This window comes from Streptomyces purpureus, assembly GCF_014648195.1.
GTDB lineage: Bacteria > Actinomycetota > Actinomycetes > Streptomycetales > Streptomycetaceae > Streptomyces > Streptomyces purpureus.
The window spans coordinates 165,545-189,681 of record NZ_BMQQ01000005.1; the positions used below are offsets into that span (position 1 = coordinate 165,545).

Sequence of the window (24,137 nt, forward strand, 5' to 3'; positions counted from 1 at the left end):
GGCTCCTGCGCCCTCGGTTCGGCGGACGGCCCTCAGCTGTGAAGGCGGGCGCGGCGATAGTCGGGGCCGTCGCTCTCGGCCCGCTGCTGCTGGTCGCCCCGCTCGCGATGGCTCTGGCCGGCGCGTCCAGCGCCCAGGCCGCCTGCGCGAACGGCAATACACAGGCTGTGGATTCTGCGGCGGTTGCCAAGCAGGTGGATTCGATCCTCAAGGGCGGCGGCGGCAAGGCCACAGTGTCCGTCCCGGGGCTGGACGATCCCGCGGAGCAGATCCCGAACGCCAAGACGATCCAGGCCACCGGCGTCGCCATGAAGGTGCCGGCCCGGGGCCAGGTCGTGGCTCTGGCCACAGCCTTGCAGGAGTCGGGGCTGCGGAATCTCGACTACGGCGACCGGGATTCACTCGGTCTCTTCCAGCAGCGCCCCAGCCAGGGCTGGGGAACGGCCCAGCAGATCCGCGATCCGGTGCACGCGTCGACAAAGTTCTACGAGGCGCTGCTGAAGGTCCCGGGCTGGCAGTCCATGACCGTCACGCAGGCGGCGCAGGCGGTCCAGAAGAGCGGCTTCCCCGACGCGTACGCGAAGTGGGAGCCGCTGGCCACGGCCCTACAGAAGGCCATCGCCACGTCGCTGTCCGCAGGGTCGAGTTCCGACACGGGCGACAAGACCGACCCGACGGATGCGACGCCCGGCGCGTGCGGCACTGGCGAGGACGGTGCCAAGTTCGGTCCGATCCCTGCCGGCTCCGTCCCCAAGGACTACAAGATCCCGGCTGATGCGCCCAAGTCGGTCCGCACCGCCATCCGCTGGGGTCTCGGTCAGCTCGGCACTCCGTATCAGTGGGGTGGCGCGTGTACCGATCCGCGCGGCCAGGACCCGATGGGCCGCTGCGACTGCTCGTCCCTGATGCAGATGTCGTACAAGGCCGGGGGCGTCTCGATCTCCCGGACCACGTACACGCAGGTCAAGGAGGGCAAGGCGGTCAGCGTCGATGCCCTCAAGCCGGGCGATCTCCTCTTCACTCGCGGCACGGCCCAAGTCCCGGAACACGTAGGGATGTTCATCGGTGACGGCCTGATTCTGCATGCTCCGCGTACCGGTGACGTGGTCAAGATCTCGACTCTCGCCGACTGGCGGCCGGACGTGCTCGCCGCCCGCCGGATCGTCTGACCGGCCCCCCTCTCCCCCTCTCACTCCTCCCCTTCCGGGCCTTCGCGCGCCCATATTCGTACTGGAGTTCCAATGAAGCTCATTCAGCACGCCCAGATGCTGGCGTACAACCCTGGCGTCACACCGAGCGAGGGCGGCCTGCCCGGCCTCGACGTCCTCAAGAAGGTCATGGGCAGCATCAACCTCTTCGGCATCATCGCCACGGTCGGCGCCCTCGCCATCTCCGCCATCGTCTGGGCCTGGGGCCACCACAGCGGAGGCCACCAGGCCGAGGCCAACGGCAAGAAGGGCACAGTCGTCGCCGCCGGCTGCGCCCTCCTGCTCGGCGCGGCCAACGGCGTCGTCGCGTTCTTCTCGGCGATGGGGACGCAGGTTCACTGATGCCGAAGAATCGTTTCCCTTCCGCCAGGGGGCAGAGGCACGGAGCCCCGTCCTCGGTTCTGCGCCGCGCCTCGATCGGCGGCATCGTCCTCGCTGTCCTGCTGGCCGTCGCCGGTCTGGTCGCGTACGTCACCCGTGCGGAGAGCCCGGCCGCGCCGAAGGCCACCCCCGCGCCGGCGTCCTCTTCGACGTCGCCCTCCCCTGCCACCACCACGCACGCCGGGGTGGCGGTGGTCGCGCCGCCCAGGACGACGGATCCGATCGAGTTCGCCAAGGCCGCCACCAAAGTCCTGTGGACGTACGACACCCGGTCCTTCTCGCAGACCGAGCACCTGGCCGGTCTCAAGCAGTGGATGACCAGCGAGAAGAAGTACGCGGACTGGAAGTCGGTCTCGGACCAGGTACCCAGCCCGGTGTTGTGGTCGCGGATGCACGACAACGGGCAGCACGCCGGCGCCACGGTCGGCGAGGGCCACTTCCCGCAGGCATTCAAGACCGCCCTGGCCCAGGACCCCGGCGCGATCACCGAGGCGTACGTCTACGCCGTCACGGTCACCGGCAAGCAGTCCATCGCCTGGAAGGGCTCCGGTGCCGGAGCCGAGTCCCGCTCGACGACCCTCGCCGTCCAGTGCCGACCGGACCGCGACTGCGCCCTCGTCGGCGTCCTGCCGAACGTCGCGCCGTGATCGCCCTCAACCTGTGTAAGGAGGCACCCTCATGGGGGCTTGCGACCTTCCTCTGATGAGTACGGTCTGCGACACCGTAGGCGGTGTCGTCGGCGCGACCGGCGAAGCCGTCACGGACGGCATCGGCGCCTGGATCGCCAAGTCGATGGGCGAGATGGCCCAGGCCGCAGCTGACCTGGCCTCGAAGGCCGTCGACAAGACCACCGCCATCGATCTCAACGCCGAGTGGTTCAGGAGCAACTACGAACTGATCCTGCCCATCGGCCTCATCCTCACCGTCGGCACGTTCTGCCTCCAGCTCACCCGCGCCGCCTGGCGCCGGGACGAACGCGCCCTCGCTCAGGCGGTATACGGAACAGTGGCCGGCGTCCTGTTCGCGTTCGCCGCCATCGCCTGCACCACCGTCGCGATCACCGTGGTCGACGCGCTCAGCGCCGGCCTGTTCAAGGCCGCCAACAGCTCCGTAGACGACGCGGTACGCCGCATCATCAAGGTCAACGAGTTGGGGGCGATGTACGGCCTGGGCTGGGGCGTCCCCGCCATCGTCGCACTCGGCTGCGCGGTCGGCGCCTTCCTCTACTGGGCGGTGATGGTCGCCCGCAAGGTCGGCATCCTGGTCCTGGTCACCCTGGCCGTGTTCGCCGGGGCCGGCGGCGGCTGGGAGGTCGCGCGGCGCTGGCGGCGCGGCTGGATCGAGGCGACCAGCACCCTGATCGTCTCCAAGCTCCTGATGACCATCGTGTTCCTGCTGGGCGTCTCCGCCATGGGCAAGACCGACGCGAGCGACGGTCTGAGCGCCCTGTCGGACGCGATCGCGGGCATCGTCGTGATGGTCCTGGTGCTGCTCTGCCCCTACGCCACGTACAAATTCGTGCACTGGGCGGCCGACGGCGGCGGCCACGACGATCTGCACCGCACCGGTGTCGCGGGCATGGCGGTCGCCGCGGGTGCGGCGAAGACCGCAGGCCAGCTCGCGGTCCAGGCCGGCACGGGAATGCGGGCTCCGCAGGGACCGGCAAAGGTGCCGGGCCAGGGCTCCGGTGGCGTCGCCTCCGGGATCGACCCGACGGGCGGATCCAGTGGTGAGGCCAAACCGAAGCAGACCCACTTCCGCTTCGGTGAGGATCCGAACGCGACCGGCGACAAGGGCCGGGCGCTGATCCGCCGTCCTCCCACGGACGGCGACCGCGGAGTCCCGCTCATCCAGCGCCCCGGTGGCAGCGAGGCGTCCGACTCGGCGCCGGCGCTCTCCGGGCCTACACCACAGGGCGCCTCGGTCTCGGTCCCGCAGGTCACGCACCTGGACCCGCCGGCACCACGGCGCAGCGGTCCTCCTCCGCAGGGTGGCGCCACCCCGCAGCGGTGGATCTATCCCGGGCCAGCGGACCGCTCGGGCTCGTAGCCCGGAGCTGACGGGGTGGGCCGAGGCCCGCCCGGCCCACCCCGTCCTCGTCTTCTTCTTTCTCCTCATGTTCCAAGGACGGCTTCGCCATGCTCTCTGACACTTCTCACCCCGACGGTCCGCCCACCGTCAAGTTCCCTCACCGCTCGCGCCGGGGCGTGCTGCTCGGTCTCTCGGCCCCGCAGCTGATCGTCGTCGCGACCTGCGGTCTGCTCCTGCTCGGGGTGCTGCTCGCCTCCGGTGTGACCGGAGCGCTCCAGCTCGTACCGCTGTGGGCCGTCGTCCTCGCGGCCGTCTTCATCCGCCACCGCGGACGGGCGCTCGTCGACTGGGCGCCGATCGCGATCCGATACGCGCTCCGACGCTTCCGGGGGCAGCTGGTCTGGCTCGCCCGGCCGTCCACCCGACCGCAGCGAGAGGGTCTGCTCCACCTGCCTGGCACGGCCGCGTCCCTGCGGGTGGTCTCCTCGCCGGACGGCCGCCTCGGCGCGGTGCACGATCCGCACCAGGCCACCCTCACCGCCGTGGTGAAGGTCTCCTCCCGCGCCTTCGCCCTGCTCGACCCCGCCACCCAGACCGGCAACGTCTCCGGCTGGGGCCGCACCCTGGCCGCGCTCGCGCGCACCGGGCACATCGCCCGCGTCCAGGTCCTGGAGCGCACCGTCCCCGACTCCGGCGACGCGCTGAACCGCTACTGGCACGAGCACGGCAACGCCCAGACCCCGCTTGCCGGTCCGATCTACGGCGACCTGCTGGCCGCTGCCGGCCCCGCCGCCGCGCCCCACGAGGCGTACGTCTCCCTCGCCCTCGATCTCAAGGCGGCCCGCCGCCTGATCAACCAGGCCGGCGGCGGGCTCACCGGAGCCTTCGCGGTCCTGTCCCAGCTCGCCTCCACCTTCGACCAGGCCGCCCGGACCTCCGGGCTCATGCCCGCGGGCTGGCTCCCCGCGCGCGAGATCGCCGCCGTGATCCGCACCGCGTACGACCCCAAGGCGTCGGCCGCGCTCGACCGGTGGTCCGACTCGGGCCGTCCGCAGGCCGACCCCGCTGCCGCCGGGCCGGTGGTCCTAGTCGAGAAGGCCGACCGTATCCAGACCGACTCGGCCCATCACGCCACGTTCTGGATCGAGAACTGGCCGCGCATCGAGACCAGCCCCGGCTTCCTGCACCAGCTCCTGTTCACCACCGGCGTGCGCCGCACCCTCTCGCTGACCTACGAGCCCAAGGGACTGGAGGCCGCCCTGAAGGACGTACAGCGCAAGAAGGCCACCGTGATCGCGGACGCCGCCGAGCGGGCCCGCAAGGGACAGGTCGACTCCGAGGAGGACTCGGTCGAGTACGCCGACATCAAGCAGCGCGAGCGCCAGCTCATCGCCGGACACGCCGATGTCGCACTCACCGGCCTGCTCACCGTGAGCGCGGACACGAGCGAGGAACTCAACGCCGCCTGCGCCGCCGTCGAGACCGCGGCCGTCGCCGCCCTCGTCGACCTGCGCCTGCTGACCTGGCAGCAGGCCGAAGCCTTCACCAACGCCGCTCTGCCGCTCGCCCGCCTGTAGCGCAGCCCAGCACCACCGACCGCGCTCTACCGAAGGGCACCCCCATGCCGACCGAGCCCCTGCCCGACCTGGCTCCGGACTTCGTCCCGTTCGCCACCGCCGCCCTCGACTTCCACCGGGCCATCAACATGCCCGTCGCCCCGGTCGCCGCCAGCCGCACCGAACTGGACTCCCTGCACGCCCACCTGGTCGCCCTGTACGGGCTGCTGGACGCGCACACCGCGCGGACCTCTCCCGTGGCCGCAGCCGAGGGCGACCACCTGAGGGCCTGCCGCATCCGGCTGTGGCAGGCAGCCGAGCACCTCCACGCCGCGTATCACGCGGCCCCGCAGCGACTCACCGGCCGCCTCCCCACGCGGGAGGCATGCCGGGCCCACCTTCCCGAGGGCGCCCCCGACCTCACCGTGTGCCAGCGCCACCTCGCCACCGCCGCCCGCGTCCGCCGTGCCCACACCCCGGCCGACCTGCGCGACCCCTTCACCGGCCTCACCCGCCACTGACCACCGGAGCACCACCGCCATGCCCACCCGAACCACCCGCGCCAGCGCCAGCCCACTGTTCGTCCCTCGCAAGACCGACCGCCGCACGGCCCGCGCAGCACGCGACCAGTTCGCCGCCGCCCGCGACAAGGCCCGCCACGCCGCCCGGCCCGAAGTCCGCCATACCACGACCGGCATCGATCCCGAACTGCGCGCCACCTACCCGGCCGCTGGCCGCTCCGGTCCCACCTCCGCCCGCGGCGGCCTGCTCAAGCTCCCCGCCCACCGGATGACCACAGCCACCGCCTCCGGTGCCTACCCCTTCCTCGCCGAGGGCGGCCTCGGCGCCCAGGGCATCTACGTGGGCCGTGACGTGCACGCGGAGGCCGCCTTCACCTACGACCCGTTCGCGCTCTACGGACGGCTCGACGGCTTCACGAATCCGAACATTCTGCTCGCCGGGGTCATCGGCATGGGCAAGTCCGCCCTGGCCAAGTCCCTCGCCGTACGAGCCGTGGCCTTCGGCTACCACATCTACGTGCCCTGCGACCCCAAGGGCGAATGGACCGTGGTCGCCCAGGCGCTGGGCGGGCAGACCATCGCACTCGGCCCGGGCCTTCCCGGCCGGCTGAATCCACTGGACGCCCCCGCCCGGCCGTACGGCGTCAGCCAGGACGACTGGGCCGGCGAGGTCCGCAAGCGACGCCTGCTTCTCCTCGGCTCCCTCGCGAAGACCGTTCTGCGGCGCGACCTGCACCCGATGGAGCACACCGCCCTGGACGTGGCACTCGACCAGGCGGTCGCCCACGCCGAAGCAACCGGCACCACCCCGCTGCTCGGAGACATCGCGTACGTACTCGGCGCACCCGAGCGGCTCAACACCGCACTCGGTGACCTGTCCGGACGCCTCGGACGCGCGGCCGAGGACCTGGCCCACGCGCTGCGGCGCCTCGTCCACGGCGACCTGGCCGGCATGTTCGACGCGCCAAGCACCGTCGCGTTCGACCCGGCCGCGCCGATGCTCTCCATCGACCTTTCCCGGCTCGGCGGCACCGGCGACGACACCGCGCTCGTCCTGGCGATGACCTGCGCCTCCGCGTGGATGGAGTCCGCGCTCGCCGACCCCACCGGTGGACGGCGCTGGGTGATCTACGACGAGGCATGGCGCGTGATGCGGCACGTCGCCCTGCTCGAACGCATGCAGAGCCAGTGGAAGCTCAGCCGGGGCCTCGGCATCGCCAACATGATGGTCATCCACCGCCTCAGCGACCTGCTCACCGCGGGCGACGCCGGATCCCGGGGCCGCGCCCTCGCCGAGGGCCTGCTCACCGACTGCTCCACCCGCATCATCTACCGCCAGGAAGCCGACCAACTCGGCTCCGCCGCCGCCCTGTTGGGTCTCACCGGCGTCGAGACCCAGGCCGTCTCCGCCCTCACCAAGGGGCGCGGCCTGTGGAAAGTCGCAGGCCGGTCGTTCATTACTCAACATCTGCTCCACCCGCACGAGCGCGAGCTGTTCGACACGGATGCCCGGATGCACACCTGAGCCGTCCGCTCCCGTACACGCCCCGGGGGAGCCGGCCCACGCCTCCCCGGCTCCCCCTCGCCAGTCGTCACATCACGCCCTCCGCACAGGAAGTCGCCCCGCCATGCACCTGAAGCGCACCATCCGTCGCGGCCTGCGCCGCCTCGTCCAGCTCTACGCCGACGCCGCTCGCGCCCACACCGCACACGGCCATGCCTCCGTAACCCCCAGCCCGTGCGATCCCGTGGACGCGACACGGCCAGAGACCGACCGGCGCCCTGACGCGCACGACGAGGGCGAGACCCACCATGGCTGAGCTGGCATGGATCACGCTGGGCAAGCACCCTCAGCTCGGCCTCACCGCCGCCACCCTCCACGACGACTTCGGCTCCGCGAACCGGCTGCTGCTCGATGCCGGATTCTCCACCGGGCATCCCGACTTCGCCTATGCCCTCGGCGACAGCCGTCCGGACGAGGTCCGGGCGACGCTTCAGCAGCTCTACAGCACCGTGGCCAGCCACTACGTCGCCATCGACGACGCCTCGCTCGACGGCCCCATGCACACCAGCCCTGCGCCGCCACGTGGTTCAGAGCCCGCGCACCCGCCGCCCCCGTCACCGCGCCAGCCGGGCTCGCGGGCGGCCGATCTCACCCGGTTCGCCGAGGAGCTGTCGGGTCGGCTCCCCGGCTCCTGGACTGCCACCGTCCACGAACACGCGGCAGAGGGAGGCCAGCTCCCGCTCAGCGAACGGGTCTGGGATTGCGGCCACGTGAGCTGGGCCCTCTCCGAGTTCACCCCACATCGAAGCGCCGTGCTCACCGGTGACTCAGGGATCGAGCTCCTGGTCACCGACCGCCCCCTGCGCAAGCACGAATTCCTCATCGCCGCGTTCGAGCCACGAGGCAGCGTGTTCGACACGACCACCAAGACACCCAACGGCATCGTCGTGAGCAACGACCCGATGCGAGCCGCCTCCCGAGTGACAACCCGCCTGCTGCCCCGGTACCACGAGGCCGTCCGCGAGACCCGGCTCAGCCAAGTCGCCAAGTCGGTGGCTGCCGGCCAGCGCGTTCTGGCCGAATGGGACGCGGTCTCGGACAGCCTGTGCGATGCCGATCACTGGCCGCTCGACGAGCGGTACGGCCTGCGCCAACAGGTACGGGACGCGGAAATGTGGGCGCAGTTCGCTCCCTTCCTCGAGCACGGTCCCACCCTGGTCGCGCACGCCGAGGAAGAGCTTCCTCTCCTTGATCCCGCGGAGCGTGCGGCCGGGCGCTGGGCGTACCGGCTCCGTGCCTTGCGCGAGGCACTGGACGGCGGCGCCCGGGTGCAGGCCGAGTTCCAGGTGGTCGCCGAGGCGCTCCTGCCCGACCATCCTCGCTCGAAGGCGGTGTTCGCGGACGCCGTGGCCGTGCGCAACGCCGAGGGCTGGCACTACTCCCTGACCTGGATGGACAACGCCGGCGTCCTCGTCGACATCGCGCGCGCCGACAAGGCGCCGCCCGCGCCACCGACCCGACCGCTCCGTGCGCAGCAGGTCCGGTCGCCACGCGCCGAGGCTGCCCTTTCCTGGTCGCCACACGCCGCCCGCCAGATCACCGCGGCGATCGAGAAGAACGCCGGTCCGCCGGCCATCCGCTTCTTCAACTCCAGCAGGCCGCCGCGCTCACGCTGACTAGCTCCGTACTTCGCGGGTCACTCATTTGCACAGCCCCCGAGCTTGATCACGGTCCTCAGGTGATCGTGCTTCGGCGGGTTCTGCAACTCGGACCGCTGCGCTGATCGGTGGCTGGCCCGCTGCGATCAGTTGATCTTCCCGAATGGGTGACCTGCGGAGAAGGATCTAGCGCCGGGGCACCCGTCCACCAGTGGCACTACCCGCAGTACGCCCTCACTCAGCAGTCGTAGCTCTTGAGCGTCTTCGAGGCACCGGTGGCCGACTTCAGGTAGTCGTTCTCCGACTTCAGGCTCTGGTTCTCCGACTTCAGGATCTCGTTCTCCGCCGTCGACTCCGCCAACTGCACGACCAGTCCGGCAGCCATGGACAGGAGCCCCTCGTGCTTCGTCTGGAGCTCCTTGTACTTCCAGGCGAGGACTCCGATGGTGGTGGCCGCCAGAACGCTGGCGCCGGCCTTAACCACGCCCCTGGCTTTGCCGGACTTACCTCCGGCTGGCCCGGCACCGTCCTTGCCGATGCAAACGTGGCCCGTCTGGTGCGAGTGTTGTTGAGCCTCACCGAGATGGTCGCTCTGATACGAGCACGATCCGCATTGGTAATGGGTCATCAGTCGTTCCTCTCCCCCCGGGGAGATGAGCTTGCCACAGGTCACGTGCCTCCGGCGTCCACTTGGTCATCCTCCGTACGTCCACCAACGCTGAGGGAAGGATGCGCACCTACACGGGCGTGCGCGCCCGCTAGTTGTGACCTATGCCGTCAACGCTCCCAGGAGGGCGCATGGCGCGGCACGGGTAGCTCGTTCAGGTCTCTGGCCAGCGTGGGTGCGTCGGTTCCAGGCCGAGGAGGTCGAGGAGATGGAGCTGGACGCTGCGGCTGATGACGATGATGGGCGGGTTGGTGGCGCCGACGACGCGTAGCCGCAGGCCGGAGAGATGGTAGAGGATCACCGGCCGGTGGGCCGGACCTGCTAGTTGCCGGATAGAGCCCGAGCATCTTCTGGTGGCTCCCGAGGGCCCGGCGGACCTGGCGCTCGATCGGCAGCGACAGGCAGAGCGCCCAGTCGCTTTTCCACCACGGCGCTGACGACACATTCCATGCGCGGACGCACCGTCCGTGGCCGCGGGGACCGGGAAAAGTTCGTCACGCCCCACCAATGCGGCCACGGCCCCAACAGATACTCCCACAGGCCCCGAACCAGCCGATTCAGTCACCCGCGAAGTACGGAACTAGCGCGAATCCACGGCCACACCAAATCCGCCTTTCGGCCGCATCCTCGTCCTCCGCACGGCCCCGACCTCTGCGAGGTGCATCTTCGTGGCGGAAACACGTCCGCACATCACCGTCGGCCATCACGACCAGTACGGCGTCGTGGCGGCGACGTCGCACGACAACCACGTCGCCGAGCACATCCTGCGGCTCGTCGGCTTCGAGCGGCTGCCCGGCAGCACGCTGTACGGGCTGACCGATCCGCAGCGTGATCCGGTACGGCGCGGGGCGCAGGCGGTCCAGTCCCTGCGGGCCGCGCAGTACAGGGTCAACGCCGATGTCGCGTACGACCTCCAGCCCCATACCCGGCTCGGCACGGGCCGGGGCCTCCTGGAGCGGCTGGAGAAACCTTCCGCCTCACCGGTGGCGCCTGCGGCCCAGCAGCGCAGGTCCCAGGCCGCCACCGCCATCTCTCCGGCCCGCGCGACCGCGACGCCGGCGCGGCAGCCCGGCGTCGCCGTCGAGTACCGCCCTGCCCCCTCCGCCGCCCCGCAGCCGGTCCGCACCCGCTAGACCGTCCCCACCAAGGAGCCCGCGCGATGACTCTGCAACTCGAACCGGAAGTCGCGTTCGGAATGCACCCCGACTACGGGGTGGCCGCCGCCGTCGCGGACGCCCGACCGTTCCTCGACGAGGTCCTGCGCAAGCACCACTTCCGCTACAGCGAGTACCTCGACGTCTACCTGCTGGCGGACGACACTCCCCACAACACGGCGGTGCGGACCGTGGCCAGGGCGACCCGCGAATTCCAGGACGCTGGTCTGTCGGTCGCAGCCGATCCCAGGATCATGATCCCGCCGCCGGTCCCGACTCCGGACGGAGTCGCGGCGCGGGCGACACGGCCCGGCCAGTCCGTTACCGCGCTGACCGGCGAGCTGCACGAGCTGCGTCGCGCGGCGGACGTCTCCGAGGTCCTGGGAGAGATCCTCGACGAACACCACGGCGTCGTGCTCGACCTGGAGGAGTTCATCGACACGGCCGCCGCCTGGTGCGAGCGGCTCGACACTCCGCATGGTCACGAGCTGGGCCTTCATCTGCGCAACATCGCCCATCACGTCGCCTTCCTCGGCGACCGGCTCGTCGGCGCCCAGCTCGAACTGGCTGTCATGCCCGACGTGCCCCCCGAGAACGCCCCACCCCTGGCTGAGGTGCCGCTGCCCGAGCGGCAGGAGTGGCTCCGGGTCACGCACACCGCGCGAGCGCGCGCCGCCATGGCGTCGTCCCCCAACCGCCCGGCCAACGCACCGAAGCCGCAGGACGAGCCGGTGCCGCGCATCCAGGCAACGCCGACTGCCTCGAGTCGTACGCGCTGATCCTCCCTTTCTCGACGTTCAAGGAGTCCGGCTCATGGCCGTGAAGAAGTTCTGGACCATCGACCACGCCTGCGGTCACACCGTCGAGGCCGATCTGTCCGACCGTCCGGCCGACCGCCGTGCTGGATACGCCCGCTGGCTCGCCGGCCGGGACTGCGCCGACTGCTGGCGGACCTCTCGCCCGGAGGACCCCGAGGCCACGGCCGAGTGGCTCGCGAAGCAGAGGGTGACCGAGCAGGCCGAGGCCGAGGCGTGGTCCGAGCAGTACCGCATGCCCCCGCTGGACGGCACCGACCGCGCGGTCGCCTGGGCCACCCGCTGTCGCCACCAGCTGGTCTCCGCCGCGTACACCGCGCTCGTCGTCGAAGGAACCACGAGCGAGACGGAGTGGGAGGCCATCGAGGACGCCGTACGGCTACTGACCCGCGCCGGCTGGTGGCTCGACCAGCGTGACGCCGACCCCGCGGACCTGCCCGAGCTGCTGGACGCCGCCTCCACCAGCGACCGGCCGACCGAGAACCCCCACTACTGAACGGACCACCACACGATGCCCACCCCGCCCGACGTCGTCATCACACGCCATCCGACCGGCAATGTCACCGCCGAAGGCGGAGACGAACTCGCCACCACACTCCTCAAGCGCGCGGGCTACGTCATCGAGACAACGCCCCGGTCCTTCTGGTACCGCCTGCCCTGGGACATGGGCGAAGCCCGCGAGAACCAGATGGCCAGCCACGCGGCCCGCATGCTCAGCGCCGTCGGCTACCGCGTCGACCTCGGCCCCGATCTGCACGTGGGCCCCCTCACGACGCCCTCCGACCCTCAGGGGAAACACGTCCTCGGCCACCAGGTCCTGCGGCTGACCGACGAACTCAACGGCGCCGAGGCGTACGAGACTGCCGCTGATCTCGCGGAGCACGTCCTGGACCCCCACGATGGTGTGCTCGTCCGCCTCAGTGAGTTCTTCGAGGCTGCCGCCGAGCAGGCCAAGGCATCCGAGACCGATGCCGGTTGGGATCTGTCGTACGACTTCGCGGAAGCCGCCGCGACGCTCACCGCCCTCGGCGAAGAACTGCACGACGCCACCGACCAGCTGCGCTCACTCAATCGGCCGGCGAAGCCGAGCTGGCAGGCACGGGTCGCCAACTACTACGCGACCACCCCGGCCACCCAACGCACCGGAACACCCGCCGTCACACCCGAGGGGTCCGCTGCCGCTCCACCGCCCGCGTCCAGGCCGAACCGAACGCGCTGACCAATCCCCTTCATCAGAGAGGCCGTTGCGTGTCCATCCTGCACGAAGAGTACGGAACCGACGCCGAGATCTACCGCAAGCCGTTCAGCAACGAGGTGATCGCCGACTGCGGTGACCCGCGCGCCCACGAGGTGCTTGCCACGTGCGGCTTCGTGAAGAAGACCGTCCCGCCACACTACGTCTGGCACCAGCTGCCCGACGGACTGCCCGAGGAGGAACAAGCGCGGCGCGCCACGCGCGCCGCGTGCCTCCTGCGCGCCCGGGGCTTCGACGCGAACGTCGCCGAGGACCTGGTCTCCGAGGAAGCCGTCGCCGCCGTACGCGACGAGGTCCGGCGGCACCGGATCAGCGGCGCGGCCACGTCGTCCTCGTCGACCGTCGGTCCGGGCGCGCCACCGGCGCGCCCGGACACCACGGCCCCGGCCGCGCCCGCGGCTTCCTCCATCTCCGCCCACCGCAGCCGCTAGGAGCCCCTCGTGACCACCAGAAGAACCCGCCGGCCCCAGCCCATCGCCCCTCTCGCACGACGTAACGGGACCGCGCCTTGTCTCCTGCACGCACCAGCACACCCTCGACCGCCACCGCCACCGGCACCGACTTCCTGCTGTACCTGATGCTGTCCGTCGCCGGCCTCGGCATGGGGGCCGGGACGCTGGCCTGGTTGTTCAGTAACGCCGCCAACACCCTCACCAGGTCCGGTTCCTGGGCCCCGTACGAGCCGACCGACGCGCTGCTCCACCCCCACGAGGTCTGGCCGCACCTTCCACAGCCGGTCCTCATCGGCGCCTGCTACGTCCTGCCCGCATTCGTACTCGTGGCCGCCGCGCTGCTCGGCGCGAAGGTGTGGCTGCGGCTGCGCCGCAACCCCAAGGGGCTGGCCGACCAGCGTGACCTGGCCGACCTGATGCCCAAGAAGATCGCGGCCAAGGCGATCGACCTCCGTCCAAGCCTCAAGGGCACCAAGCCCAAGGACGTCGTCCCCGACGACCGCGGCGTCCTGCTCGGCACGCTCACGCCCGGCGCGCGCGAGGTCCGCTCCTCGTGGGAGGACGTGATCCTGGCGATCATGGCACCCCGGTCCGGAAAGACCTCCGGCCTGGCGATCCCGGCGATCCTGCGCGCGCCCGGACCGGTGCTGCTGACCTCCAACAAGGCGGCCCGCGACGCCTACACCGCCACGCTCGCGGCCCGCGCCGAAGCCGGCACAGTCTGGACGCTCGATCCGCAGCAGATCGCCCACGCGCCCCAGACGATGTGGTGGGACATCCTCGCGGACGCCCACGATCTCGCCGGAGCCCGCCGTCTGGCCGGGCACTTCGTGACCGCCTCCGTGGACGAGTCGAACGCGGGCGACTTCTGGTCCACCGCCGCCGCGAACACGCTCACCGCGCTGTTCCTCGCCGCCGCCCGCGACCGGCGCCCGATCACCGACGTCCTGGCCTGGCTCGCCTCACCGGCCGACCGCTCCCCCATCGACCTGCTCCAGGACGCCGGCCTCGACGCGGTCGCCGCCCAGCTCCAGGGCACCGTGGCCGGCGCCGTCGAGACCCGCGACGGCATCTTCGAGACCGCTCGGCAGTACGCGAGCTGCCTGCTCGACCCGGCCATCGCCGCCTGGGTCACGCCGCCCAGCGGCCTCGGCAAGATCCGCGAGTTCAAGCCGGAGGCGTTCGCCACCGGCAAGGACACCCTGTTCCTGCTGTCGAAGGACGGCGGCGGCTCCGCCTCGGCGATCATCGCCGCCGCCGCCGACGCGGTGATGCGCGCGGCCGTCATCCAGGCCGAGCGCGACGGCGGGCGGCTCGACGCCCCGCTGCTCGCGATCCTCGACGAGGCCGCCAACGTGTGCAAGATCGCCGACCTGCCGGACCTGTACTCGCACCTCGGCTCCCGCGGCGTCATCCCGATCACGATCCTGCAGTCCTACCGCCAGGGCGTCCGGGTCTGGGGCGAGGCAGGGATGGACGCCCTGTGGTCAGCCGCGACGATCAAACTCGTCGGCTCGGGCATCGACGACGCCGACTTCGCGGACAAACTCAGCCGCCTGGTGGGCGATCACGACGTCCGTACGGTCTCGGTCTCCACCAGCGAGTCGGGCAAGTCCACATCGGTCTCCATGCGCCAGGAGCGCGTGCTGCCGGCGGATGCGATCCGCGCCCTGCGCAAGGGTTCCGCCCTGCTGCTGGCCACCGGCATCCGCCCCGCGCTCCTCGACCTCAAGCCCTGGTACCGGGAGCCGGACGCCGACCGGCTCGGCGCCGCGTCCGCCACGGCGACCGCGGCGATCACCGAGCGCGCGCTGGCCAAGAGCCGGCGCCGAGACGACTTCGGTCCGGCCGCATGAACCCGGTGCTGCCAGGTGCCCGGCGGGCGAGACGCAACGGTGCACGCCCCCAACCGTCGCGTCCCTGGGCCTTCGCCCCCCATCTCCTTGAGGTACTCCCATGTCCCACCCCGCCCCGTCCTGGGCTTCGATCCGCCGGTCCGAGCGCCTCGCCGGCACACCCGTCGTACGGCGCGGCGCCGACTGGTGGCTCGTGTCCCCGTCCGGCTCCCTGCTCGCCTCAGACCCCGCGTTCACCGGTGAACTGGACCGCTTCGCCGCCGACCTAGCCGCGGCCGACCGTGCAGTCGCCGAGATCCGCGCCCAGGGCAAGCCCTCGCGCAAGGCACGGCCGTGACCCCGCTCGTCCACGCCGAACAGGCCGTGCTGGGCGCGATCTTCCTAGAGCCCGGCCAACTCGACAGGCTCTCGCCCTGGCTGCGCCCGGAACACTTCTCCCGCCCCGCGCACACGGCGATCTACGCCGCGATGCTCCAGCTCAAGACCGACGGTCACCCGGCGGCAGCCACAGCGGCCGGCTTCCCCGTCCCGCTGGCCTGGGTGACCGACACGCTGCGGGAGGCGAGCACACGGACCCGCGGGCTCACCGCCTCGTATCTGCACTCCCTCGCGTCGGCGTGCCCGCGCCCCGACCACGCCCCGGTGTACGGGCGGATGGTCCTGGAGGGGGCCATCCACCGCAGCGTGGCCCAGCACGCCGCCCGCCTCCACCAGGCCGCGCTCGCCGACGCCGGGGCCGGCACGGTGGAGGAGACGCTGCACCACGCCCAGGTCCTGACTGACGTACTCGCCGACCTGGCGCGCGGCTGGGGCACGGAGGCACGTCCCGTGCAGCCGCCCGCCCCGTACGCACCCCAGGCCGAACGCCCTCAGCCGGTGGGCGAGCAGGTCCTCGCCGACGAGGAGTTCCTCCTCGGCTGCCTCGCCGCCCGCCCCGAACAGCTGCTCGGCCTGGTGCGCTGGCTCCGCCCCGGCGACTTCGCCGACCCGGGCCATCAGCAGCTCTACCGCGCGCTGGGGGCCCTGCACCATCGCGGCGAACCCATCGACCAGCTGACCGTGCTGTGGGAGACCCAGCGTCGCGGCACCCTCGCAGACGGGACGCTCGACACCGAGCGTGTGATGCGGATCTGCGATCCGCTCGTGGGCGGGGCCGCCGAGCACATCGGCGAGCAGGTCGTCCACGCCTCCCTCGTCCGCACGGCCGCCCTCGCGGCCCGGCAGGTCGGCGCCCTGGCCAACCGCGACGCGCTCGCGCCCGGGCAGCTCATCGGCTACGCCCTGCACGCGCTCGGCCCGCTGAACGACGTACGCCGCCGACTGCGCCTCGCGCGCGAAGCCGAACCCGAGCAGCGGCGGCCGGCAAGCCGTCCCGGTGCGCCGCCTCCTGCCGCCCGTATCGACGCCGCCCGTGCTCGCAGCCGCCTCGCGGATGCGGCGGCCCCCGCGGCGCCGGTCGCGGCCTCCTGCGCCGCGCTTCCCTCCCGCCACAACCTTCGGAGTCCGTCATGACCGACCACACCGGCCGCGCCGGCCTGGAGAAGGACGAACTGTACGCAGTGGCCCTGGAGTTCGAGGAGGCCCGCCACGAGATTGTCGGGTCGTACACAACGAACTCCCTGCCTGACCTCGTCACCGCGTCCCACCACCTCGCCGCGCTGACGGGGCTGGTGAAGGACCTGTCCGACGAGGTTCTCTTCCGCGTCACCGACAACGACCCGGGCCTCGACTTCGGTCCGGTCATCGCCGCGTACACCAGCGCGTCCGCCCCGGCGGGACGCGCCGTGACCAACTACACTGAAGCCTTCGAGCAGCTCGGCTTCCTGCGCCAGCACGCGGAAGCCCCAGCCTCGCCAGACCTCCGCGACGCCCGCCAGGCCGCGTTCGACGTCGTGCAGGACCGGCTGGACCTCACCGTGGACTCGCTGCAGGAAGCCTTCGTCGCCCTGCGGCACGCGGCCGACCGGATCGACGGCACCCCGCCTCGTGTCCTCGCCGCGCTCAGCCGCTCGGCACGCCCAGCGAACTCGATCTACCGTGTCCCGGCCGAGCTGCCCGCGACCGAGCCGACCCGTCTCGCCTACATGCCGGTGTCCCGCCATGCGCGCTGATCTCCAGGCAGCGGCGCACCCGCCGTCGATCGGGAGCCTGTTTTCCGGGTACGGCGGTCTGGATCTCGGCGTCCAAGCCGTCCTCGGCGGAACGATCGCCTGGCATGCCGAGGTCGATCCAGGCCCAGCCCGGATCCTGTCCCGACACTGGCCGGCCGTACCCAATCTCGGCGACATCACGGCCGTGAACTGGGCCGATGTCCCGGAGGTGTGCGTCCTGACGGCCGGGTTCCCCTGTCAAAGACGTCTCGGTCGCCGGCCGTCGCGCCGGACTGGCTGATGGCACCCGGTCCGGTCTGTGGTTGCACATCGTCCGTGCCATCGAAGCCCTCAACCCGTGCCTGGTGGTCATCGAGAATGTCCGAGGACTCCTCACCTCCCCCGCCGGTTCCCCTGGCGACGTGGAACCCTGCCCGTGGTGTCTGGGAGACACCGCAGGCCAGCCTGCTGTGCGCGCACTCGGTGCCGTACTCGGCTCCCTGGCCGACCTCGGGTTCGATGCGCGCTGGTGCGTGCTTCGCGCCTCTGAAGTCGGAGCCCCGCACCGCCGTGAGCGCATCTTCCTCGCCGCTTGGCCCTCCTGGCGGACCGCCGTTGCTGAAGACGCCGACGACCAACCTGGCGACGAACGGAGGGAGTCAGCACCCGACGAAGAGGAAGCAGGGCGGGCACGGTCCGAATCTGGCGGACGAGGTCGAGTGGCTGCTGCCGACACCGAAGGCGTCGGACGGAGCCAAGGGATCGCCCAACCAGCGTCACGGGAACGGGGACCTGACACTGCCCTCGGCGGCTGCCCGACTGCTGCCGACCCCACGGGCAAGCGACACCGGCACTCCGGGACGCCGAGCGGGCGCGGGCTTCCGGCCCCCGCTCTCAGCGGTAGTGCTCCCCATGTTCACGGCTCAGACGCCGACGGACGAAGGGCGTGGGGACCGTACGCCGCCGCCATCGCCCGATGGGAGAGGGCAACGCGCCCGGCACCCCGACCCACGGATGAGGCGGGGCGCCTCAGCCCGCTGTTCGTCGAGTGGATGCAAGGGCTTGACCCCGGCTGGGTGACGGCCACTCCGGGACTGGGACGCCCAGCCCAACTATCCGCTCTGGGCAACGGAGTCGTGCCACAGCAGGCCGCTCGCGCGCTGGAGATCCTCGCTCCTCCCGTCGCGGTCTGCGGCCATCACGGCTCGCGGTGAACGGCACTCTCTACACCGGATTCCCGGCCTGGCCAAACCCGGTTTTCTTCGGATCCTCGCCACCCCAACCACCCGATCTTGCGGAGGGGTAGCGATGACCGAACCCGCTCAGGAAAATGAGCCGATTCGCGTGGCGGACCACGATCTGGACGACTTGGTCGCCACGGTCGCGAGGCTGGTCGCGGAGAGCCGTAAGCAGGGCGAGACGCTCGCCCTGCTCACCGACGACGCCCCGCCCTCGGACGACGAGGGCGACGGAGCCGAGCGCGGTGATGGCGAGGGCTCGGTCGCCGCGACGTCGGCGGCCGAGCCGGGCGACTCGCAGGAGCGCCCGGCGTCCATCTTCATCCTGGCCCTCGACGGCAAGGCATACGTCGAGGAACTCGCGGCGCTGACGAGTTGGGTGCACGACCTGCTGCTGCCGGTCTACGGGCGGGAGATCACCACCGGCCGGCCGTGGTGCCGGCAGTGGCAGGAGCACCCCGAGGCCGTGGCACGCCTCCATGCCCTGTGGCTGGCCTGGCAACAGCTCACCGACACCGAGGCCGGCCTCACCGGCCCCTCGACATGGCACCGCGACCACCTCGACCCCACTCTTCTCCAACTCCGCGTTCCCGACGGTCCATTCGGGGCGTGTACCACCAGTCCGACCCGCCCCAACCACCGGCTCCTGGCTTCGCCCGAGCCCGCGGGAGCCTGACATGACCGCCACATACGAGCCCCAGGCTCCGGACTACCGGATCGACGGCTTCGAAGCAGCCACCGAGCGGATCGAGGAGGACTTCTTCTCGGTCACGCTCTCGGACGACATGTTCGTACCCCTCGCCGAGCACCACAGCGACGACGGACGCGACAGCTACCTGCTGTTCCACGACCGGGCGGCCATCTGGGACGTACCCGGCACAGCGGAGTACGTCGCGTTCCACCTCACCCGAGACGTGGAGCAGCGGACCTTCGACTTCGAGTACGAGCGGGCCCCCACCGCCCCGCTCGCCCAGAACTGGCTCATCCGCCGGGGCTGCCCGCCGGAGGCCACCGCTCCGAGCCGCAACCACGGGCCACGCCCCGCCGATGCGCTCACCTCGCGGCTGGAGGACCTGCTCCGGACCAATCCCGACGTCCGGTACGAGGTCATCGCCCACCACACCGACAGCCCGGGCTCCTTCGACGTCGGCACCGAGGTGCGCACCCTCGTCCACGACAGCCACCCGGACTCAGCGCACGCCCCCTACCGTCTCTTCCTGGAAGAGACAGCCAGGGACTTCCGCTCCTACACGGTGCGCGAAGGGGCCTTCACCAGCGCCGGGGCGGCGGACGCCTGGGTCATGGATCGCAGCACTCCTCTCCCGCTGGCCATGGCCCCGAAGAGCACCGTCGTCCACAGGGCCCAGGCTGCCCGCACCCGCTCCTCGCGCGCCGGAACCGCTGCCCTCGCGGTCCCCCCGGCGCCCGTCGCGACTTCTCGCCCCGCGTCTCCTTCCGTACCGCGCTCTCACCGGGGTTCGCTGTGAGCCGGGCGCGGTACGCATTCGCGGCGCACCCCGAAGCCCTGGCCGATCTGCGCTCCGTTCCTGAGAGCATCCGCGACCTGGCCCTGCTGGAGCTGCAGCACCTGGTCCACGGCAACGAACGCGGCGCGGCGCTGACCCGCGAGCTCGCGGGCTGCCACAAGATCTACGTCGATCCGGAGACCCGCTGGCGCATGGTCGTCCAGTACCGCGACGCCCCGGCGACCTCGCAGCACCGCCGGGAGATCTACCTCCTCGCGGTAGGCGAGCGCCAGGACCAGGCCGCGTACCGCACCGCGGCTCGCCGCCTGGACCGCGAACGTGAGGCATCCGCCGGGACCGCGCCGCTCCATGGCCGCCGCGCCCAAGCGGCACGGTCCCGTTCCCCGCACGGGAGCGCAGGTCCGGCACACGCCGGTTCGCCGGCCCCCGCCGCTTCCACGGCTCAGCCGCGAGCTCGCCGCCGGTCATGACGCCCAGCCCCTCATCCGCCACCGATCGGAGGTACCTCCCCATGTCACCTCTCGACCTCGGCGGTCTCGCCCAAGATACCGAGGTCCTCGTCGCGCCGGTCCACCTCGCGGGTCCCGGGACGGAGGAGGCAGTCTTCAGCGTCCTCGACAACGCCGCCGGCTGGACGAAGACCGTCGCCTTCGAGACGGACACGTACTACGCCAGCCCGTGTCAGCGAGTCCGTATCGCCAACCCCGTGGAGAGCGCCTATGGCGGTTGGACGATTACCTACTCCGAGGACCCGCTCGGCGTTCCGGACTGGATCACTACCTTCGACCGCAACACGCCCCGCGAGATCGTCGTCGCCTTCACCAAGACGCTCGTCGACAGCCTGCCCAACCACTTCCGGGACTACTTCAGCGACGGCGAGCTCTACACCGGCCTCGGCCAGGAGGACGTACTGCGCCGGAGCAACTGGGAGCCGGTTCATGGAAGTCGGCCGTACTGGATCGTCTCGCCCGACAGCCGCGCGGCCCTGCGCACGCGCAGCGGGTGGCTCGACGAGTACACCGAGCTGCTGACCCCAGAGAAGTCCATGTGGCGACTGTCCGGCGGCGTCGATCCCGTCCACGTGCCGACCTGGAGGGCCTTCTTCAGCAGTAGTACCCCACAGCACCTGCGCGCCGCTGCCGCCACCGCTCTCACCAGCCTGGACGCTGTGCCGCGCTTCGCCGGCGACATCCCCGAACGCCACCGCGACCTGGTGAACGTGCGCCTCGCCGAGCCGATGGCCGCCGTTCCCCGGGCCCAGGCGGCCCTGGCCCGTCGGCCGTACGCCGTCCACACACCCGCGCCCGGGGCGGAGGCCGCAACCTCGCCCGCATCACCTGCCGCGCACGGTCGTTCACGCCGTCAGCGCTGACGGCCCGCCGCTCACACCCGGAGATCCCGCATGCCCTCACACACGCTCGACGGCGACGTCTACGTGACCCCGCTGTACCTCGCCGGCTCCACCACCATCGGCGACCCGGCGATGCAACCACTCCTCGACCACGGCTTCATGGCGCAGAGCGACGAGCTGGCGAACGTCTACGTCTCCTCCCCCGACCAGCACGTCCGGCTCGGATTCCTGCCGGAGGGCACGGACAACACCTTGTGGAAGATCGCCGCCCACAGCGATCCCTTCGGACCGCCCGACTGGCTCGCCACCTTCGACTCCAACACGCCGACGGAGCTGGTGACCGCCTTCACCTCCACCCTCGCCACCAACTACTCCGAGAACCCGGACGCCGTCCTGACTGGCCCTCGCCGCCAGGCCGAGGACGGCTTTCGCCCCCTGGAGGACGCCGGATGGAGGCGAGGAAACCGGCAGCTCACCACCCTCTTCACCACGCCCGACGAACTCGCCGGCCTCACCCACAAGGGCAGCGCCCTGAATCCCCACGCCGAACTCCGCGGCGACCAGGACCGCTGGCTGCTCTGGGGTGGCCACGACGGCTACAGCTCACGCTGGTACGCCACGTTCACCACCGCGGTCCCCGTCGACCTCATCGCGGCGACCACCGCCCGACTGGCCGACCCCGCCCCCGTACTCCGCTACGAGACCGAGGTCCCCAAGCGAAACCGCAGTGCCGCCCGGATACGCCCGGCGGCTCCCCCGGTGCCGACTCCGCTGGACATCCGGCGCGCCGCAGCCGCACGCGCGCGCTCCCACGTGGGTCACCACGTCCGCCGAGCACCAGCGGCGTCCGCAACGACGGGCAGCCCCAGTGCTGTCCCACCGACCCGCCTCGCCCATCGACGGCGGGCCGCTGCGGCACGCTCGTGAACGGCAGGCCGCACCGACGGCCTCTCACGCTCTGGCACGGTCGACCACGACGCAAGTAGAGGCTGCTCGCACCCGCTCAACCGAGGCGGTCGGGTTCGTCCCTACGGGTATCCAAGACGCCGGCCGGGCGGTGGCTCCCGGCACCACCAGCCCGGCAGCTCACGTCGGCCCCACGACGCTCCAGGGTGAATTCGCCCCCGCCAGCGCCCACCGCCTCCGCCAGCTCCTCGACGCTCAGATCGATCCGTCTGCCGTCCGCCATGCGGGATCGACCCAAGGACGCCGCTACCACGTCATCCACGGTCTCGCCGTACGTACCCATCTCGTGGTCCAGCACGCCGCTCTTCCCGCCTTCCATCGGTCGCCCCGGAAACAGCTCCCGGGGCGACCGATCCATTCCTCCGAGTGGTCATATGCGGGCGCTGCCGTGGCCAGTTCGCCCACGGCAGACGCCCACCTCTGGGAAGGACTGGAGACCTACTCCTCGACCATGTCAACGTACGACCGCTTCGAAAAACCACAGGTCAACGAAGGGTTTGCTGCTCGTGACGCTTACCGCCACCGCCCCGTCCCATGTCCCCGCCGCACTTCGTGACTCGGCGCCCGGCGACCGCGAGTGGCTGCTCGACTGCCACTGTGCGGGCCCGGTCGTCGACCTCCTCAAAGGCCGGGGGTGGGACGTCATCCCCGACCTCGCTGCCAATGTCCACTGCTCCAGCCCCGACCAGCGTGTGTACGTCGGGTTCCTCCCCGAAACCAAGGAGGCGGAGCGCGGCGAGTTGTGGCACATCCAGGTCAAAGAAGCCGACGGACGGGTGGCATGGAGCCAGACCTTCGGGTCGAGCGTCCCGGCCCAGGCCGTCGCCGGGTTCCTCGCGGCACTCATCGCCTTCCCCAACCGCCACTGCGCCTGCGTCTGACCTACGCCGCCCCCTTCACCAACTCAGGAGTCTCTCTTGCCTCGCGAGATCACCGTTCGCCAACTGATCCACCAGCTCCAGGCAGTCGACCCGGATCTCCCCGCGTACTTGGCCATCAACCCGGACTGGCCCCAGACCCACCGCATCGGTCACGTCATCGAGACCAGCGGCCCGGACGGCGCCGTCTACCTTGCCGAGAACGGCCAAGAGGGCGTGCTGCCAACTGAAGTCCGCACTCAGCTCGACTGGGCCGACGTGTGAACCGCTGGTCACGCTCGCAGTTCGCGGCGGGCGCGAAGAACCCTCCGCGCCCGCCCTTGCTCCTCGGCAATGTCGCCCGACGCCCTATGCCTCCAGGCGTACGTGGTGCTCTCGTCCGCTCCGTTCCCCGATGCGCCACCGAGCCGGTTCGCACGACCTGGGTGTCCGCGCAGGACCGCGCTCCTCTTCGTCCGGGCTCCGTTCTGCTGTTCTGGGAACTCGCCCCTTCCGGCGGGATGGACGTCACCGCCTACCTCGGCCTGACCTCAGCGAATGTCACCCTCGCCACGTGGCCGAACCTTCACGGGGACTGGACCCCGGTCGTCCACCCCACGCTGCTGGAGGCAATCGGTCTGCACGCAGCGCTGTCCGTGGCCATCGACGCGCTGCACCTCGCCAACCACCTTGCTGACGCCTGACTCCACGATGCATCTCGAACGCCGAGGGGCTGTCCCGACCAGGGCAGCCCCTCGGCGCGTTTCGTTCCACGAGCCCCAAGGCACGGCCACCGCGCATCAGGACGGCTCCGTGCCCAGAGGCTTCCCTTGATCCCATCCGGGGGACTTGGTCCGGCTCTCGTTTCGCCGTCACCGCCCGCGTCGCACCCTTGGCCCAGCACGATGAGCGACCCACCACCCAGGCCGCCTGGAGCGCCGACCATCGCCCCCATGACTGCGGCCACGCTTACGCCCATGAGCGGGCATTCGACCGCAAGGGTCCTCATGGAGGCGCGCGGGGCGGAGGCTCGACGGCCGCCTCAAAGCGGAGTCACTGCCACCGGTAACGACCGCGCCGGTTATCGCCA

The 24,137-nt window shown here is 71.1% G+C and carries 30 protein-coding genes; 28 read left to right on the top strand and 2 right to left on the bottom strand.

Annotated features, from left to right (window positions below):
• Nucleotides 1-38 precede the first annotated feature (38 nt).
• The 9 genes from IEZ01_RS09350 to IEZ01_RS09390 all read left to right on the top strand — a co-directional run bounded on the left by IEZ01_RS09350 (nucleotide 39) and on the right by IEZ01_RS09390 (nucleotide 8,877).
• Nucleotides 39-1,169, top strand: a complete 1,131-nt coding sequence (locus IEZ01_RS09350; RefSeq protein ID WP_229832815.1) for a C40 family peptidase — start codon at nucleotides 39-41, stop codon at nucleotides 1,167-1,169.
• Between the two features lie 72 nt (nucleotides 1,170-1,241).
• Complete coding sequence (locus IEZ01_RS09355) at nucleotides 1,242-1,550, top strand: DUF6112 family protein (RefSeq protein ID WP_039649441.1); 309 nt, start codon at nucleotides 1,242-1,244, stop codon at nucleotides 1,548-1,550.
• On the top strand, nucleotides 1,550-2,236 hold the full coding sequence (locus tag IEZ01_RS09360) for a hypothetical protein (RefSeq protein ID WP_189200962.1): 687 nt from the start codon (nucleotides 1,550-1,552) through the stop codon (nucleotides 2,234-2,236). Before IEZ01_RS09355 ends, IEZ01_RS09360 begins: the two co-directional genes overlap by 1 nt.
• Nucleotides 2,237-2,267: 31 nt before the next feature.
• Nucleotides 2,268-3,638, top strand: a complete 1,371-nt coding sequence (locus IEZ01_RS09365; protein ID WP_189200964.1) for an SCO6881 family protein — start codon at nucleotides 2,268-2,270, stop codon at nucleotides 3,636-3,638.
• A gap of 89 nt (nucleotides 3,639-3,727) precedes the next feature.
• Complete coding sequence (locus IEZ01_RS09370) at nucleotides 3,728-5,197, top strand: SCO6880 family protein (protein ID WP_189200966.1); 1,470 nt, start codon at nucleotides 3,728-3,730, stop codon at nucleotides 5,195-5,197.
• Nucleotides 5,198-5,241: 44 nt separating this feature from the next.
• A complete protein-coding gene (locus IEZ01_RS09375; protein WP_189200968.1) occupies nucleotides 5,242-5,697 on the top strand; it encodes a DUF6238 family protein in 456 nt (151 codons plus the stop codon).
• 19 nt (nucleotides 5,698-5,716) lie between these two features.
• Nucleotides 5,717-7,222, top strand: coding sequence for a putative type IV secretion/conjugal transfer ATPase (locus IEZ01_RS09380; protein WP_189200970.1), 1,506 nt, complete (start codon nucleotides 5,717-5,719; stop codon nucleotides 7,220-7,222).
• 103 nt (nucleotides 7,223-7,325) lie between these two features.
• Nucleotides 7,326-7,517 carry a hypothetical protein gene (locus tag IEZ01_RS09385; protein WP_189200972.1) on the top strand — a complete coding sequence of 64 codons (192 nt, stop codon included), beginning with the start codon at nucleotides 7,326-7,328 and terminating at the stop codon, nucleotides 7,515-7,517.
• Entirely contained in the window at nucleotides 7,510-8,877 is a 1,368-nt protein-coding gene (locus tag IEZ01_RS09390; protein WP_189200974.1) for a hypothetical protein, read from the top strand. Before IEZ01_RS09385 ends, IEZ01_RS09390 begins: the two co-directional genes overlap by 8 nt.
• Before the next feature lie 220 nt (nucleotides 8,878-9,097).
• On the opposite strand, the gene IEZ01_RS09395 is transcribed toward IEZ01_RS09390, so the two are convergent.
• Nucleotides 9,098-9,343, bottom strand: a complete 246-nt coding sequence (locus IEZ01_RS09395; protein WP_189200976.1) for a hypothetical protein — start codon at nucleotides 9,341-9,343, stop codon at nucleotides 9,098-9,100.
• 337 nt (nucleotides 9,344-9,680) lie between these two features.
• Entirely contained in the window at nucleotides 9,681-9,827 is a 147-nt protein-coding gene (locus tag IEZ01_RS09400; RefSeq protein WP_189200978.1) for a hypothetical protein, read from the bottom strand.
• A gap of 367 nt (nucleotides 9,828-10,194) precedes the next feature.
• On the opposite strand from IEZ01_RS09400, the gene IEZ01_RS09405 reads away from it, so the two are divergent.
• The 19 genes from IEZ01_RS09405 to IEZ01_RS09490 all read left to right on the top strand — a co-directional run bounded on the left by IEZ01_RS09405 (nucleotide 10,195) and on the right by IEZ01_RS09490 (nucleotide 23,751).
• On the top strand, nucleotides 10,195-10,659 hold the full coding sequence (locus IEZ01_RS09405; RefSeq protein WP_189200980.1) for a hypothetical protein: 465 nt from the start codon (nucleotides 10,195-10,197) through the stop codon (nucleotides 10,657-10,659).
• 26 nt (nucleotides 10,660-10,685) lie between these two features.
• On the top strand, nucleotides 10,686-11,459 hold the full coding sequence (locus tag IEZ01_RS09410; protein ID WP_189200982.1) for a hypothetical protein: 774 nt from the start codon (nucleotides 10,686-10,688) through the stop codon (nucleotides 11,457-11,459).
• Between the two features lie 34 nt (nucleotides 11,460-11,493).
• Nucleotides 11,494-11,991, top strand: coding sequence for a hypothetical protein (locus IEZ01_RS09415; RefSeq protein ID WP_189200984.1), 498 nt, complete (start codon nucleotides 11,494-11,496; stop codon nucleotides 11,989-11,991).
• A 15-nt stretch (nucleotides 11,992-12,006) separates the two neighbouring features.
• On the top strand, nucleotides 12,007-12,714 hold the full coding sequence (locus IEZ01_RS09420; RefSeq protein WP_189200986.1) for a hypothetical protein: 708 nt from the start codon (nucleotides 12,007-12,009) through the stop codon (nucleotides 12,712-12,714).
• A 29-nt stretch (nucleotides 12,715-12,743) separates the two neighbouring features.
• A complete protein-coding gene (locus tag IEZ01_RS09425; protein ID WP_189200988.1) occupies nucleotides 12,744-13,181 on the top strand; it encodes a hypothetical protein in 438 nt (145 codons plus the stop codon).
• 77 nt (nucleotides 13,182-13,258) lie between these two features.
• Nucleotides 13,259-15,058 carry a type IV secretory system conjugative DNA transfer family protein gene (locus tag IEZ01_RS09430; RefSeq protein ID WP_189200990.1) on the top strand — a complete coding sequence of 600 codons (1,800 nt, stop codon included), beginning with the start codon at nucleotides 13,259-13,261 and terminating at the stop codon, nucleotides 15,056-15,058.
• Between the two features lie 100 nt (nucleotides 15,059-15,158).
• The gene (locus tag IEZ01_RS09435) at nucleotides 15,159-15,395 is read left to right on the top strand and encodes a hypothetical protein (RefSeq protein ID WP_189200992.1); all 237 of its coding nucleotides are present in this window, start codon (nucleotides 15,159-15,161) and stop codon (nucleotides 15,393-15,395) included.
• Entirely contained in the window at nucleotides 15,392-16,570 is a 1,179-nt protein-coding gene (locus IEZ01_RS09440) for a DnaB-like helicase N-terminal domain-containing protein (protein WP_189200994.1), read from the top strand. Before IEZ01_RS09435 ends, IEZ01_RS09440 begins: the two co-directional genes overlap by 4 nt.
• Entirely contained in the window at nucleotides 16,567-17,169 is a 603-nt protein-coding gene (locus IEZ01_RS09445; RefSeq protein ID WP_189200996.1) for a hypothetical protein, read from the top strand. Before IEZ01_RS09440 ends, IEZ01_RS09445 begins: the two co-directional genes overlap by 4 nt.
• A complete protein-coding gene (locus tag IEZ01_RS35620) occupies nucleotides 17,159-17,449 on the top strand; it encodes a DNA cytosine methyltransferase (RefSeq protein WP_267907255.1) in 291 nt (96 codons plus the stop codon). Before IEZ01_RS09445 ends, IEZ01_RS35620 begins: the two co-directional genes overlap by 11 nt.
• The gene (locus IEZ01_RS35625; protein ID WP_267907256.1) at nucleotides 17,442-18,362 is read left to right on the top strand and encodes a DNA cytosine methyltransferase; all 921 of its coding nucleotides are present in this window, start codon (nucleotides 17,442-17,444) and stop codon (nucleotides 18,360-18,362) included. The genes IEZ01_RS35620 and IEZ01_RS35625 overlap by 8 nt, the downstream gene beginning before the upstream one ends.
• A gap of 94 nt (nucleotides 18,363-18,456) precedes the next feature.
• Complete coding sequence (locus IEZ01_RS09455) at nucleotides 18,457-19,062, top strand: DUF4913 domain-containing protein (protein ID WP_189200998.1); 606 nt, start codon at nucleotides 18,457-18,459, stop codon at nucleotides 19,060-19,062.
• A 1-nt stretch (nucleotide 19,063) separates the two neighbouring features.
• On the top strand, nucleotides 19,064-19,873 hold the full coding sequence (locus IEZ01_RS09460; protein WP_189201000.1) for a hypothetical protein: 810 nt from the start codon (nucleotides 19,064-19,066) through the stop codon (nucleotides 19,871-19,873).
• Nucleotides 19,870-20,343 carry a type II toxin-antitoxin system RelE family toxin gene (locus IEZ01_RS09465; RefSeq protein ID WP_189201002.1) on the top strand — a complete coding sequence of 158 codons (474 nt, stop codon included), beginning with the start codon at nucleotides 19,870-19,872 and terminating at the stop codon, nucleotides 20,341-20,343. The genes IEZ01_RS09460 and IEZ01_RS09465 overlap by 4 nt, the downstream gene beginning before the upstream one ends.
• Nucleotides 20,344-20,384: 41 nt before the next feature.
• A complete protein-coding gene (locus tag IEZ01_RS09470; protein ID WP_189201005.1) occupies nucleotides 20,385-21,245 on the top strand; it encodes an SPDY domain-containing protein in 861 nt (286 codons plus the stop codon).
• A gap of 30 nt (nucleotides 21,246-21,275) precedes the next feature.
• Entirely contained in the window at nucleotides 21,276-22,151 is an 876-nt protein-coding gene (locus IEZ01_RS09475; protein ID WP_189201006.1) for an SPDY domain-containing protein, read from the top strand.
• A gap of 545 nt (nucleotides 22,152-22,696) precedes the next feature.
• On the top strand, nucleotides 22,697-23,071 hold the full coding sequence (locus tag IEZ01_RS09480; protein WP_229832817.1) for an SPDY domain-containing protein: 375 nt from the start codon (nucleotides 22,697-22,699) through the stop codon (nucleotides 23,069-23,071).
• Nucleotides 23,072-23,107: 36 nt separating this feature from the next.
• On the top strand, nucleotides 23,108-23,332 hold the full coding sequence (locus IEZ01_RS09485) for a hypothetical protein (RefSeq protein WP_189201010.1): 225 nt from the start codon (nucleotides 23,108-23,110) through the stop codon (nucleotides 23,330-23,332).
• Between the two features lie 161 nt (nucleotides 23,333-23,493).
• Nucleotides 23,494-23,751, top strand: coding sequence for an esterase (locus IEZ01_RS09490; RefSeq protein WP_229832819.1), 258 nt, complete (start codon nucleotides 23,494-23,496; stop codon nucleotides 23,749-23,751).
• Nucleotides 23,752-24,137: the final 386 nt, after the last annotated feature.

Bases quoted from the DNA above. Each gene is read 5' to 3' on its own strand.
- IEZ01_RS09455 (WP_189200998.1), top strand. From the start codon at position 18,457: ATGACCGAACCCGCTCAGGAAAATGAGCCGATTCGCGTGGCGGACCAC.
- IEZ01_RS09475 (WP_189201006.1), top strand. From the start codon at position 21,276: ATGCCCTCACACACGCTCGACGGCGACGTCTACGTGACCCCGCTGTAC.
- IEZ01_RS09385 (WP_189200972.1), top strand. From the start codon at position 7,326: ATGCACCTGAAGCGCACCATCCGTCGCGGCCTGCGCCGCCTCGTCCAG.
- IEZ01_RS09355 (WP_039649441.1), top strand. From the start codon at position 1,242: ATGAAGCTCATTCAGCACGCCCAGATGCTGGCGTACAACCCTGGCGTC.
- IEZ01_RS09460 (WP_189201000.1), top strand. From the start codon at position 19,064: ATGACCGCCACATACGAGCCCCAGGCTCCGGACTACCGGATCGACGGC.
- IEZ01_RS09445 (WP_189200996.1), top strand. From the start codon at position 16,567: ATGACCGACCACACCGGCCGCGCCGGCCTGGAGAAGGACGAACTGTAC.
- IEZ01_RS09370 (WP_189200966.1), top strand. From the start codon at position 3,728: ATGCTCTCTGACACTTCTCACCCCGACGGTCCGCCCACCGTCAAGTTC.
- IEZ01_RS09415 (WP_189200984.1), top strand. From the start codon at position 11,494: ATGGCCGTGAAGAAGTTCTGGACCATCGACCACGCCTGCGGTCACACC.
- IEZ01_RS09375 (WP_189200968.1), top strand. From the start codon at position 5,242: ATGCCGACCGAGCCCCTGCCCGACCTGGCTCCGGACTTCGTCCCGTTC.
- IEZ01_RS09410 (WP_189200982.1), top strand. From the start codon at position 10,686: ATGACTCTGCAACTCGAACCGGAAGTCGCGTTCGGAATGCACCCCGAC.
- IEZ01_RS35620 (WP_267907255.1), top strand. From the start codon at position 17,159: ATGCGCGCTGATCTCCAGGCAGCGGCGCACCCGCCGTCGATCGGGAGC.
- IEZ01_RS09390 (WP_189200974.1), top strand. From the start codon at position 7,510: ATGGCTGAGCTGGCATGGATCACGCTGGGCAAGCACCCTCAGCTCGGC.
- IEZ01_RS09365 (WP_189200964.1), top strand. From the start codon at position 2,268: ATGGGGGCTTGCGACCTTCCTCTGATGAGTACGGTCTGCGACACCGTA.
- IEZ01_RS09380 (WP_189200970.1), top strand. From the start codon at position 5,717: ATGCCCACCCGAACCACCCGCGCCAGCGCCAGCCCACTGTTCGTCCCT.
- IEZ01_RS09360 (WP_189200962.1), top strand. From the start codon at position 1,550: ATGCCGAAGAATCGTTTCCCTTCCGCCAGGGGGCAGAGGCACGGAGCC.
- IEZ01_RS09470 (WP_189201005.1), top strand. From the start codon at position 20,385: ATGTCACCTCTCGACCTCGGCGGTCTCGCCCAAGATACCGAGGTCCTC.
- IEZ01_RS09420 (WP_189200986.1), top strand. From the start codon at position 12,007: ATGCCCACCCCGCCCGACGTCGTCATCACACGCCATCCGACCGGCAAT.
- IEZ01_RS09435 (WP_189200992.1), top strand. From the start codon at position 15,159: ATGTCCCACCCCGCCCCGTCCTGGGCTTCGATCCGCCGGTCCGAGCGC.